We start from the raw sequence: 11,513 nt of genomic DNA, 5'->3' as shown, positions 1-11,513 counted from the left end.
AGCGCGCCTCCCGTCCGACGGGTCCCGCACCAGCGGGGCCGCGTGGACAAGATCGAAGCGCGGCGCACTTCATCTCCCGTGCCACGGGCAAAAGCGCGGCGGGAGCGCCGCTTTCCCCGGATCCGGCCCGACGGGATCGCTCGGCGCGTCGACAGGGGTGTCGGAAAAGCTGACAGCCCCTTCCGCTGCTCCCGGGGGCCTGCGGTATGAGTTCCCCATGCCCGCGGCGACCGACGGCCTTCCCTCGATCCATGCAGCCCGCCTCCGTGAGGTGGGGGCCGCCTTCCTGCGCCTGCGCCCCTGGGTCACCGGGCCGGCGATGGCGGTGGCGCTGGCGGTGCTCTGGTTCACCGAGCTGCCGGCGGTGCAGCGGACCGTGATCCACGCCGGCTTCGCCGCGATGTTCTCCTTCTTCGCGGTGGAGGCCTTCCGCCTCCGCGGCGAGCCGATCGAGGCTGGCGCGCTCTTCCGATCGCTGCTCGCCACCCAGCTCGGCCTCTCCCTCGCCTGCCTGGCCAGCGGCGCCCTGCGCAGCCCCTTCCTGCCCCTCCTCTTTGCCCCCTCGGTCACCGCCTTCGCCGCCTTCGGCCGCAGGCGGGAGAGCACCGTGGCCCTCGTCCTCTTCTTCGCAGCGGTGGCGCTCCTTGCCGCCGATCCGCTGGCGGCGCGCTTCCCGCCGATCCCCTGGCCGCAGCGCGGCTGGCTGCTCGCGCTCTTCACCTGTGTCTCCCTCGTGCTGCTCCGGCTCTCGGTGGCCCGCCTCTCGGACGCCCTCGCCCGCACGGCGGAGCGCCTCGCCCAGGCCCACGAGACCGTGGTCGCCGCGACGGAGGGGCGCGCCCAGGCCCTCGAGGCGGTGGGGGCGAGGGTGGCCCACGAGATCAAGAACCCCCTCGCAGCGGTGAAGGGCCTGGTGGAGCTCCTCGCCAGGGATCCGCGGGACGAGAAGGAGGCGAGGCGCTTCGCGGTGGTGCGCGAGGAGGTGGAGCGGATCGAGGGGCTGGTCCGGGATTACCTCTCCTTCTCCCGCCCGCTCGCTGCGCCGCAGCCTGCGCCCTTCGACCTGGCGGAGCTGGTCCACGGCTGCTGCGCCATCCTCGAGGCCCGTGCCCACCGCGCTTCGGTGGCGCTCGCCGTCGACGGCGCGCCCCTCGTGCTCCGCGCGGATGCGCGGCGGCTGAAGGAGGCGTTGCTCAACCTCGTGGGCAACGCCATCGAGGCTTCGCCCGCAGGCGGCACGGTTCGGATCCGCTTCCGTCGGGACGAGGGGCTGGTGGAGCTCGAGGTCCGCGACGACGGCGCAGGGATGGATGCGCGCACCCTCGCCGCCGCAGGCACGCCCTTCTTCACCACGAGGCCCGAAGGCACCGGCCTCGGCGTCGCCCTCGCCCGCGCGGTGATCGCGCAGCACGGCGGCACCCTGCGCTTCGACTCTTCGCCGGGCGGCGGCACCGCCGCCCTCGTCCAACTGCCCCTGGAGTGCTGATGGCCCGGATCCTTCTGGTCGACGACGAAGCAGGCGTCCGCTTCATGATCGAGCAGGTCCTCGAGGACGCGGGCCACGAGGTCCGCGCCTGTGCCGCAGCGGCGGAGGCGCTGCCCTTCCTCGAGGAGACGGACGTGGTGGTGAGCGATCTGGTGATGCCGGGGATGGACGGCATGGCCCTGCTCCGCACCGTGCGCGAGCGTGCGCCCGAGCTGCCCCTGCTCCTCCTCACCGCCCGCGGCGACGAGCGCATCGCGGTGGCGGCGATGCAGGCCGGCGCCTTCCACTACCTGCCCAAGCCCTTCGCCAACGAGGAGCTCCTGCTGCTGGTGCAGCGTGCAGCGGAGCTGCGGCGGCTGCGCAGCTCGGTGCGGGAGCACGAGGTCGAGGCGATCCTCGGTCGGCCCCTCGTCGGCAGGAGCGCTGCGTTCCGGCAGCTGCTGGCGCAGGCGCGCCTCCTCGCCGCCCGCGACGTCCCGACCCTGGTCCGGGGCGAGACGGGGACCGGCAAGGAGCTCGTCGCCTCGCTCCTCCACGCAGCGGGACCCAGGACGAAGGGGCCGCTCGTCCGCTTCAACTGCGCGGCGATCCCGGCGGAGCTGGCGGAGGCGGAGCTCTTCGGCCACGCGAAGGGCGCCTTCACCGGCGCCGACGGCGCCAGGCCGGGCTTCTTTCGACAGGCCCACGGGGGAACGCTGGTCCTCGACGAGATCGGCGAGTTGCCGCTCGCCCTGCAGGCGAAGCTGCTCCGCGCCGCGCAGGACGGCGAGGTGCAGCCGGTGGGCGCCGGGCGGACCGAACGCGTCGACGTGCGCATCGTCGCCTGCACCCACCGCGATCTCCGGGTCGAGGTCGCCGCCGGCCGCTTCCGGGAGGATCTCTTCTACCGGCTCTCGGTGGTGGAGCTGCACGTGCCGCCCCTGCGCGAGCGCCGCGAGGACGTGCCCCTGCTCGTCGAAGCCTTCCGTCGCAGCTGGAGCCGGCGCTTCGGCCTCGACGACGTCCACTTCACCCCCGAGGTGATCGAGGCGCTCGAGTGCCGCGACTGGCCGGGGAACGTGCGCGAGCTCGAGAACGCGGTGGCGCGCCTCCTCGCCCTCTCCACCGGCGGCGCGGTAGGTCCCGAGGCCCTCGACCGGATGGCGGGCAGCACCGGCGGTGGAAGCCTGCGGGAACGGGTCGCCGCCTTCGAGCGGGCGCGGATCGAGGAGATGCTGGCACAGACCGGCGGCAACCAGAGCGAGGCGGCGCGGCGGCTGGGCCTCACCCGCGTCACGCTCATCGACAAGATGAAGCGCCACGGGCTGCGGCGCTGAAGGATCTGGACGACGCAGCGCCCCCCTGCCCCCGTCACCCTTCGAGCACCTCGAGGTGCGCCATCATCCCCCGGTCCTCGTGCTCGACGATGTGGCAGTGGAACATCGTCAGCCCTGGGTGCTCGCGGAAGGGGACGAGGATCCGCACCACCTCGCCGGGCCGGACGTTGACTACGTCGCGCCAGGCCCGAAAGGGCTCGGGCACGCCGTCCCGGTCGAGGATCTGGAAGGCGTGGGTGTGGAGGTGGAAGGGATGATCCAGATGCATCGGATTGCGGATCTCCCAGATCTCGGTGGTGCCGAGCCGCGCGTGCACGTCGACGCGGTGGGGGTCGAAGGCCCGCCCGTTCACGAAGAAGCGCAAGGGGCGCATCGCGCCGCCCCAGGTGATCCGCCGCGTTCGGTGGGCGGTCGACGCCTCGAGGAGCTCCACTTCGCGCAGCCGGGCCGGCAGGGGCAGGCCCTGCAGGTTGCCGACCTCGATTCGTGCGAGCGGCAGCGCTTCTGCCGCCGCCTTCTTCCCGCCGCGGGCGTAGGGCAGGCCGCGCAGCACGAGGGCGGCGCCGGCGTCGGCGCGGACGAGCACGTCGGCCCGCTCGCCGGGGGCGAGGAGGAGGCGCTCCACCGCCACCGGCGCCTCGAGGATCCCGCCGTCCTGTCCGACCAGGAAGAGCTCGGCCCCCGGCAGATCGAGGTGGAAGTAGCGGGCGGTGGCGGCGTTGACCAACCGGATCCGCGAGAGCGTCGCCGGCAGGTGGAGGGCCGGCTCGACCGCGCCGTTCACGAGCACGAGATCCCCCTCCTGCCCGTGGAGCCAGTCGATGCCGCCGGGCGGCAGGGGCGTGCCGTCCGCCCCGAGGGCGAGGTCGTGGAGGAGCAGCGTCTGCTCGGGGATGCCGGCCAGTACCGTCTCGTCCACCGGCCCCCGCACCACCAGCGCGCCGGCGAGGCCGGCGCCAAGCTGCCGTGCAACCTGGCCGTGGAGATGCGGGTGGTACCAATAGGTGCCGGCGCTCCCCGGCTGCAGGCGGAAGGCGTAGTCGGCGCTCTCGCCCGGCTGCAGCACGCGGTGGGGTGCATCGACCTCCGGCGGCAGGGGGATGCCGTGGAGGTGGAGGTTGGTCGGTTCGTCGAGGCCGTTGCGGAAGCGGATGCGCACCCGCTCGCCCTCGCGCAGCGCGAGGAGCGGGCCGGGAAAGCTGCCGCCGTAGGTGAGGAGGCGCACCTGCCGCCCGCCCACCTCGACTGCCTCCTCCCGTGCTTCGAGCTCGAAGATCCGCTCCGGGTCCATCGCTGCCTCCCTCGCTTTCCCCGGTGGCAGACGCTGGTGGCCCGGGCGGCTTACACCGGCGCCGGGCTCTCCGCCTCCGTGTCGAGGGGCAGCACGACGCGGAAGGTCGTTCCCGATTCCGCGCCGGACTCGACCTCGATCCTGCCGCCGTGGTTCCGGACGATCTCGGAGGCGATGTAGAGCCCCAGCCCGACGTTCCCCGCGCTGCTCGGCGCGCCGGCGCCGCTGCTGAAGGGCTGAAAGAGCCGAGCCCGGAGCTCCTCGGGGATCGGCTCGCCCACGTTGTGGACCGAGACCCGGCCCTCGTCCTCCACCCGCTCCACGGTGAGCGTCACCGTCGTGTCGGCGCGGGAATGCTCGATGGCGTTGCGGGTGAGGTTGGTGAGGACCTGGACGATCCGTCCCGGGTCGTAGCGGCCGCGCAGCCCCCGCTCCCCGATGACCAGCCGGACCGCACGCTCGGGAAAGGCGAGGCAGACCTCTTCGACGGTCTGCGCGGCGAGATCGTCGAGGTCGGACGGCGCCGGCGATCGCCTGATCGATGCCGCCGTGCAGGAGCCCGAGTGCATCTCGCTCGGCCGCGCCGTGCTCCTCGGCGATCTCGACGAGCACCCGCCGCAGCAGGGCGAATTCCTGGACGAGGTCGGCGAGCCGGAAGGCACGGCTGCGGCGGTGGAGCGCGTGGCCCGTGGTGTGGACCAGCGGCTGCAGCCGGACGAGATGGGGCACCCCCTCGTCGATGCGCCCGGCGAGCTCGTCGAGGATCAGCGGCAGCTCGTTCACCACCTCCTCGTCGGGGAGCCGGGCAGCCGCTTCGCTCGCAGCCCTCGCGAGCCGTTTCCAGCGCGCGAGGATCTCCTCGTGCTGGCTGCGGAGCAGATCCGCGAGGGCTTCGCTCACGTATCACTCCTCGCGAGTTGCTCGCGGACCGCGCCGAGCAGGGCGTCGAGGTGCAGCGGCTTCTGCAGCAGCTTCGCGCCGGGGTGCGTGCCGACCGCGCCGGGATGGGCCGAGGTGACGATGAGCACCGGCACCTCGTAGCCCTCCTCGGAGAGGAGCTCGTAGAGCGTGCCGGCGAGGGTCTCCTCGTCCTCCACCACGAGGATGCGGCTCATCTCCTGCCACCGCCCTTTGCGGATGCACGGGGCGGCTGTCCGGTCGCCACCGCCGCCACGGAGCGGAAGCTGTCGCCCACCGCGAGCCCCTCGTCGCTGATCTCGAGGATGCGGAGGTTCGGATCGTTGTCGCTGTCGCCATCTTCAGGACCGTGAGGACGCGAAGCAGCCTGCCCTCCAGCTCGGAATAGCGGAGGAGGAGGTTGTCGGTGATGGCCTCCACGCCCTGCACCGGCGCGTGGAGCTCGGGCCCGATCATCGCGTTGACCTGCAGGCTCGCCACCACGGTGACGTGGTGATCCCGTAGCACGTTGGCGATCGCAGCCCTCCTTCTCGACGATCTCGAGGAGCTCCTGGGCCACGCCGTCGGGCAGGGTCTCCACCGGCGCCCGCGACTCCATCCGCAGCAGGCCCGCGTCGACGGGCGGCTGGAGATCGAGACCCACGCCGCGGGACTTCCGGACCAGCTGCTCCCGTCCCTCGGCGAAGCCGAAGTAGAGCGCCTTTTCGCCCCGCCGCGCGCCGTCCGCCAGGAAGTTGAGGCCGATGAGGGTCTTGCCGCTGCCCGGGCTGCCGAGGAGCATCGTCGACGCATTCCGGATCAGGCCGCCGCCGCACATCTGGTCGAGGCTGGGGATGCCCGAGCTCACCCGATCGTCCGGGTCGGCGACCACCGCGGAGTTGGTGGCGTGCTGCGCCTCCCAGCGCGGGTAGATCTGCAGGCCGGCGTGGTTGATCCGGAAGGTGTGCTTGCCCTGCAGGTGCTCGCTGCCGCGAAATTTGAGCAGCTCGAGGCTGCGGATCGCCTTGAGGCCCCGCAGCTCGGCGCTCAGCACGAGGATGCCGTCCGCCATCGCCAGGGCCACGTCGTTCCCGGCGCCGGACCTGGATCCGAGGAGAAGGGCCGTGCAGTCGTGCATCGTCATCCGGACCGCGAGGCCCTGCAGGAAGGAGCGGAGGATGATCCCGGAGGGGGCCGCCTCCTCGAGCACCGGCAGCCCGTCGACGATCAGCACCCGGGCATCGTGCTCGCGGACCAGCTTGCCGAGGAAGCTGAGGAGGGCGTCGAGGCCGCCGTCCCGCAGCAAGGGATGCGCCGCTGTAGAAGAAGAGCCCCTTGCCGACCTGCGCCGGGTCGAAGAAGTCGAGCGAGCGCAGATGCAGCAGCATGCGGTCGTGGGACTCCGCCAGCATGGTGACGAAGACCGCCTTCTCGCCCCGTTTCGCTGCCGCGAAGGCGAACTCGTTGCCGAGGGTGGTCTTGCCGGTGCCCGGCGCGCCGACCACGGCGTAGATGCCGCCGCGGATCCAGCCGCCGGCGAGGATCTTGTCGAGGTGGGGAGTGCCGCTGGAGATCCGGGGGATCTCCCGCGAGGTATCGTCCATCGAGTGCTCCCGGCGCCTACGCGCTGCCGCGGCACTCGAATTTGCTGCTGCGCCGCGTTGCGCGCAGCCCCCGCCTCAGGGCTTGCAGGTGCAGTCGAGGCAGCCGTGGCTGGCGCAGCTGCCGCAGGAGGTGACCACCCGCTTGCGCAGCGCCTCCCGGGCCCGGTGCACCCGCACCGCCGCGTTGTTGGCGGTGATCCCCGCCGTCTCGGCGAATTCCTTGACCGCCAGTCCCTCCACCTCGACCCGCTTGATCGCCTCCGCGTACTCCGGCTTCAGCGTGTCGGCGAGGCGCGCGATGCAGCCGCAGACGGCGCTGGCCAGCTCCGCGTCCGGCTCCACCGCCTCGTCCATCTCCGCGGCCACGCGCTCGAGGGCCTTCTCGGAGGTGCCGCGCCGCCGGTAGTGGTCGACCACCGCGTTGCGGAGCGTCCGGTAGAACCAGGCGCGGACCGACTCCTCGCTGCGCAGATCCTCGGCCTTGCCGATGCTGCGGACGAAGGCCTCCTGGAGGATGTCCTCGGCCAGGGCGCGGTCGCCGACCCGCCGCTCGAGGAAGGAGAGGAACTCGCGGTGCCCCGCGACGAGGGTGTCGATGACCGGGCGGCTGGTGGGGAGTTCGATGTCGTGCTCGTTCATGGGGGAATCCTATCTGGCGGTCCGGACCCGTGACAGCGGCTGACGCAGGACCGGCACCGGCATTACAGGAACAATCGCTGCATCAGCCGGAGGTCACCTTCAGCCCCACGATGGAGACGAGGAGCAGGCCGAGGAAGAAGAGCCTGCCGGCGGAGGCGGGCTCGCCGAAGATGACGATCCCGCCGATGGCGGCGCCGAGGGCGCCGATCCCCACCCAGACGCCGTAGGCGGTGCCGATGGGCAGCTGCTTCGCCGCGAGGCCGAGCAGGCCCATGCTCGCCACCAGGGCGACGATGGTGAAGAGGGTGGGGAGGGGCCTGCTGAAGCCGTCGCTCCACTTCAGGCCGAGGGACCAGCCGACCTCGAGCAGGCCGGCGACGACGAGAAGCAACCAGGACAGGGGAGACCTCGCTGCGTCGTCTTCGCTTTCCGGGTACGGCGCGTCTCGTCCGGGCCGGCTCCGTTGCCGGCAATGGGGCCAACTACCGGACCGCCGCCTCGATTTCCACCCCGGCGCGCGAGAGGAAGAAACTGCGGAGCTCGGGCCAGAGCGTCTCGCGGAAGGTGGGGCGGAACGGGCCGAAATGGCCGATCCGCGGGACGCCCAGCGCTGCCGGCTCGACCACGCGGAGCTCGCCTGCTGCATGGGGGAAGAAGCCGTGGAGCCGCTCCACCGTGCGCGGCGGGGCATAGGGGTCGTCCGCGATTGCATAGAAGCGCATCGGGCCCCGGTAGTCGAAGTGCTCGAGCCCGCGGGTGCGGCGGGCGTGGCCGAGGACGTAGTCGGGGTCGCGGCCCCAGGCCGCCCATTGGCGCGCCACCCCTGCGGGAAGATCCTCGCCCTGCCCGAGCAGGCGCATCGGCAGCTTGCCCAGCAGCAGGGTGAGAGCGGGGACGAGGCCCCAGAAGAAGGCGAAGATGGCGAGCCTGCCCCGGGGCGTCTCCCAATTGCGCCAATAGCCGCTCTGGCTGGCGACGAAGAGCGCGCCCCGTACGTCGAGGCCCTCGGTGAGCCCGAAGAGCTGGCCGCCGACGCTGTGCCCCAGCCAGAAGAGCGGCGCGTCGCCGTGGCGGCGCAGCTCCGCCGCTGCTGCGGGGAGGTCGAGGGTGGCCCAGTCCTCGAGGCGTGCGGGAAAGCCCCGGAGCCGGGGTGGGGCGGAGCCGCCGATGCCGCGGTAGTCGAAGGCGAGGGTCTGCAGCCCCGCCTCCGCGAGGAAGGTGGCGAAGGGGCCGTAGTAGCGCCGGGGGACGCCCATCGCCGCAGCCACCAGCACCTGCCCCACCGGGCGCCCCGGCGGGAGGAAGAGCTCGCCTGCCAGCTCGTAGCCGTCGGCGGCGGAGAAACGGATCGGGCGGGTGGAGACGCTCATCCCCCATCGGTAGCGCATCGGCCACCCGCGCGGGAGCGCAGGATCCCGCCCTACCCGGGAGGGGCGGAGGGACTCACCGCTCCGTGCACGGGGTGCCCACCCTCAGGGAGGAGCATCGGGGGCGGAGGTGGTGGAGGCCTGGTGAGCAGCGGAGCCGAGTGCGTGAACGGTGCAGGCGAGCGGCGGCGGGACACCGATGCCAGGAAAGGCGGCTCGCTCTTCTGGCGCGTCTTCTTCGGCGTGGTGGTGCTCCTCGGCCTCGCCTGGCTGGTGGCGAACCGCAGCGAGGGGGCCGAGTTCCTCGCCATCCTGCAGAACGCCCAGCCCTGGTGGCTGCTGGTGGCGGCGGCGCTGCAGGTCTTCACCTACCCGGTGGACGGCATCGTCTGGCAGCGGGTGCTGGCGCGCCTCCCCAGCGAGCGGAACCTCCGCATCGGGACCGTCACCCGACTCGCCCTGGCGAAGTTCTTCGTCGATCAATTCGTTCCCGGCGGCGGCGTCGGCGGCACCGTGCTGGTGATGCGCTCGATGGAGAAGCGGGGCGTGAGCCGCGACGGGTCGATGGTCGGCCTCCTCGCTCGCCTCGTCTCCTATTACTTCGCCTACGCCGTGGCCCTGGCAGCTGCGGTGGGCATCGCCTGGTGGGTCGCCGACAAGGTGCCCCGCGTGATCCTCGGCGCCGCCAGCGGCCTCGCCCTGATCTTCCTCCTCGTGCCGGGCCTTTTGCTCTGGGGGCTGCGCCACCGGGAGCGGCGGCTGCCCCAATACCTCCTCCGCACGCGCCTGCTGAAGAAGGCCCGCCCCACCATCGACTCGATGACCCGCGTCGCCCCGGCGGTGGGCCGGGATCGCGGCATGCTGCTCGAGAGCACCGCCTGGCAATTCGTGATCTTCGTCCTCGACGGCGCCACGCTCTGGGCGATGCTCCACGCGGTGGGCATCGAGGCCTCGCTGCCGGTGGCCTACGCGAGTTTCCTCCTCGGCTTCCTCGCGGGCTCGCTGGGCTTCGTCCCTGCAGGCGTCGGCATCTTCGAGGCGGGCACGGTGGCGTCGCTCACCCTCCTCGGCGTCCCCGGCCCTGCGGCGCTCACCGCCACGCTCCTCTTCCGCGGCTTCAGCCTCTGGCTCCCGCTGGCCCCCGGCGCCTTCTACGCCCGCCGGGAGAGCTGGCGGTAGGGGACCGATCCGCCGTAGAAGCGGCGGCATGATGCCCGAGACGGAAGCACGGCGGCTCCTGCAGGAGCTCCTCGACGCGGAGAGCACGCTCGTCCTCTCCACTGCGGGGGAGGAGGCGGGCGTCCTCTCCGCGCCGCTCTTCTACGTGCCCGGGGCGGACGGGACGCTCTACTGGCTCTCCGCGCCGACGAGCCGGCACAGCGTGGCCCTCGCAGCCACGCCGCAGGTGGCGGTCTCGATCTTCGCGCGGACCTTCGATTGGGAGGCGATCCGCGGGGCGCAGCTCGAGGGCGAAGCGGCGGTCGTCGGGGACGAGGCCGAGCGCGCCGGCGTGCTCGCGCGCTACCGCGAGCGCTTCGCGCTGCCCGCCTCCTTCGAGGGAGCGATCGCCCGCAGCGCGCTCTACGTCTTCCGGCCGCGGTGGGCCCGCTATCTCGACAACGCCAGGGGCTTCGGCTTCCGGGCGGAGGTCGATTTCGGCGCGGCGCGCTCGGGGCGTCGTGTCTCGTGATGGGACGATCCGTTCCGCGGTGGTGACGAAAAGCGTTGGCAGGGGGGATGCAATCGATCCGCGGCAAGGAGGCATACCCGCCATGATCGACCGTACCGCCACCATCGCCCGGATCGTCCTCGACCACCCGGCCAGCGCCCGGGTCTTCCAGGCCAACCGCATCGACTTCTGCTGCGGCGGCAACGTCACCGTCGACGAGATCTGCGCGAAGAAGGCGCTCGACCCAGCGGCGATCTGGGCTGCTCTCGAGGAGGCGCTCGCCGAGCGGAGCGGCGACGGAACGGACGGGGACGTCCGCGAGCTCGGCACCGACGCGCTGATCGCGCGGATCGTCGATCGCCACCACGGCTACCTGCGCAAGGCGCTGCCCTGGCTCGTGCCGCTGGCCACCAAGGTGGCGCGGGTCCACGGGGTGAAGGAGCCGCGCCTCGTCGAGATCCGGGACCTGGTGGTGGAGCTCCACGATCTGCTCCTCGTCCATCTAGAGGAGGAGGAGCAGGAGCTCTTCCCGGCCCTCGTCCGCGAGGCGCGGGACCCGGCCTTCGTCGCGGCGGAGCTGGAGCAGATGCAGGCCGAACATCTGGAGGTGGGCAGCCGCCTCGAGCGGCTTCGCCAGCTCACCGACGACTACGAGGCGCCGGCCTGGGGCTGCAGCAGCTACCGCACGCTCTTCGCGGAGTTGGGGGATCTCGAGGGCGACGTGCTCCGCCACGTGCACCTCGAGAACCACGTGCTCCTGCCGCGCTTCATCTGATCAGGCGGCGGGTTTGCCGAGGATCACCCGGGCGCGACCGTCCATCGGCAGCACGGCCTCCGCCACCTCGAGGCCCTGCTCCCGCCCGAGCTCGGCGAGGTGGCGCATCCACGGCTTGTAGGGCATCCCGTTGTCGGAGCAGCAGGGCACCACCGCGAAGGGGATGCGGTGGCGCCCGGCGTATTCGACGATGACGCGGGTGGCGCCGTCGGGGTGCATGCCCACCACCAGATCCGCCTCGCAGGGCTCGTCGAGGGTGAAGATCCGCTCGGCGAAGCGCACCGGCAGGTGCTTGTGGCGCACGTCGAAGGTGGTCGCCTCGCGGCCGAGCTTCACGAGCGCCTCGTTGAGGCGGCCCATCCCACCGGCGATGTCGTAGACCCGCCGGGCGTCGGGGAAGCGCTCCACGAGGAGCTGGGCGAAGAGATCGAAGCGGCGCTTGTCAGCCATGGCGTGGCTTCTACCACGG

At 72.3% G+C, this 11,513-nt stretch carries 13 protein-coding genes, 2 pseudogenes and 1 riboswitch; of the genes and pseudogenes, 5 read left to right on the top strand and 10 right to left on the bottom strand.

Translation table 11 applies throughout. The features are described 5' to 3' along the window. The first annotated feature begins 217 nt into the window (after positions 1-217). Positions 218-1,486: a sensor histidine kinase gene (locus ACESMR_RS09780; RefSeq protein ID WP_373046871.1), complete on the top strand. Its 1,269-nt coding sequence runs from the start codon at positions 218-220 to the stop codon at positions 1,484-1,486. Then, entirely contained in the window at positions 1,486-2,802 is a 1,317-nt protein-coding gene (locus ACESMR_RS09775; protein ID WP_373046870.1) for a sigma-54-dependent transcriptional regulator, read from the top strand. The genes ACESMR_RS09780 and ACESMR_RS09775 overlap by 1 nt, the downstream gene beginning before the upstream one ends. A 34-nt stretch (positions 2,803-2,836) precedes the next feature. On the opposite strand, the gene ACESMR_RS09770 is transcribed toward ACESMR_RS09775, so the two are convergent. From ACESMR_RS09770 to ACESMR_RS09730, 9 genes and pseudogenes are all read right to left on the bottom strand, one after another. Beyond that, positions 2,837-4,093, bottom strand: coding sequence for a multicopper oxidase family protein (locus ACESMR_RS09770; RefSeq protein ID WP_373047112.1), 1,257 nt, complete (start codon positions 4,091-4,093; stop codon positions 2,837-2,839). Between the two features lie 50 nt (positions 4,094-4,143). Beyond that, positions 4,144-4,662 carry a sensor histidine kinase gene (locus ACESMR_RS09765; RefSeq protein ID WP_373047111.1) on the bottom strand — a complete coding sequence of 173 codons (519 nt, stop codon included), beginning with the start codon at positions 4,660-4,662 and terminating at the stop codon, positions 4,144-4,146. Positions 4,663-4,702: 40 nt separating this feature from the next. After that, positions 4,703-4,993: pseudogene (locus ACESMR_RS09760) on the bottom strand (RsbRD N-terminal domain-containing protein); the annotation flags it as partial. Beyond that, positions 4,990-5,208, bottom strand: coding sequence for a hypothetical protein (locus ACESMR_RS09755; RefSeq protein WP_373046869.1), 219 nt, complete (start codon positions 5,206-5,208; stop codon positions 4,990-4,992). The pseudogene ACESMR_RS09760 and the gene ACESMR_RS09755, both read right to left, overlap by 4 nt. Beyond that, positions 5,205-6,296, bottom strand: coding sequence for an ATPase domain-containing protein (locus ACESMR_RS09750; protein WP_373046868.1), 1,092 nt, complete (start codon positions 6,294-6,296; stop codon positions 5,205-5,207). The genes ACESMR_RS09755 and ACESMR_RS09750 overlap by 4 nt, the downstream gene beginning before the upstream one ends. Positions 6,297-6,372: 76 nt before the next feature. Then, positions 6,373-6,594: pseudogene (locus tag ACESMR_RS09745) on the bottom strand (RAD55 family ATPase); the annotation flags it as partial. Positions 6,595-6,669: 75 nt separating this feature from the next. Further along, the gene (locus tag ACESMR_RS09740) at positions 6,670-7,233 is read right to left on the bottom strand and encodes a sigma-70 family RNA polymerase sigma factor (protein WP_373046867.1); all 564 of its coding nucleotides are present in this window, start codon (positions 7,231-7,233) and stop codon (positions 6,670-6,672) included. 82 nt (positions 7,234-7,315) lie between these two features. Beyond that, positions 7,316-7,633: a DMT family transporter gene (locus ACESMR_RS09735; protein WP_373047110.1), complete on the bottom strand. Its 318-nt coding sequence runs from the start codon at positions 7,631-7,633 to the stop codon at positions 7,316-7,318. Between the two features lie 10 nt (positions 7,634-7,643). After that, positions 7,644-7,708: riboswitch (guanidine-III (ykkC-III) riboswitch) on the bottom strand. Positions 7,709-7,715: 7 nt separating this feature from the next. After that, on the bottom strand, positions 7,716-8,603 hold the full coding sequence (locus ACESMR_RS09730) for a serine aminopeptidase domain-containing protein (RefSeq protein WP_373046866.1): 888 nt from the start codon (positions 8,601-8,603) through the stop codon (positions 7,716-7,718). A 141-nt stretch (positions 8,604-8,744) separates the two neighbouring features. Here ACESMR_RS09730 and ACESMR_RS09725 point away from each other — a divergent pair, with 141 nt between their 5' ends. From ACESMR_RS09725 to ric, 3 genes are all read left to right on the top strand, one after another. Continuing rightward, entirely contained in the window at positions 8,745-9,779 is a 1,035-nt protein-coding gene (locus tag ACESMR_RS09725) for a YbhN family protein (protein ID WP_373046865.1), read from the top strand. Between the two features lie 28 nt (positions 9,780-9,807). After that, positions 9,808-10,290, top strand: a complete 483-nt coding sequence (locus tag ACESMR_RS09720; RefSeq protein ID WP_373046864.1) for a pyridoxamine 5'-phosphate oxidase family protein — start codon at positions 9,808-9,810, stop codon at positions 10,288-10,290. Positions 10,291-10,372: 82 nt separating this feature from the next. Further along, the gene (gene ric / locus ACESMR_RS09715) at positions 10,373-11,044 is read left to right on the top strand and encodes an iron-sulfur cluster repair di-iron protein (RefSeq protein ID WP_373046863.1); all 672 of its coding nucleotides are present in this window, start codon (positions 10,373-10,375) and stop codon (positions 11,042-11,044) included. On the opposite strand, the gene ACESMR_RS09710 is transcribed toward ric, so the two are convergent. Next, on the bottom strand, positions 11,045-11,494 hold the full coding sequence (locus ACESMR_RS09710) for a hypothetical protein (RefSeq protein ID WP_373046862.1): 450 nt from the start codon (positions 11,492-11,494) through the stop codon (positions 11,045-11,047). Positions 11,495-11,513: the final 19 nt, after the last annotated feature.

It is taken from the genome of Vulgatibacter sp. (assembly GCF_041687135.1).
In the GTDB taxonomy this organism is placed as follows: Bacteria; Myxococcota; Myxococcia; order Myxococcales; family Vulgatibacteraceae; genus JAWLCN01.
Note: the sequence above shows the minus strand (reverse complement) of the source record. Positions and strands in the feature narration are given on the sequence as shown.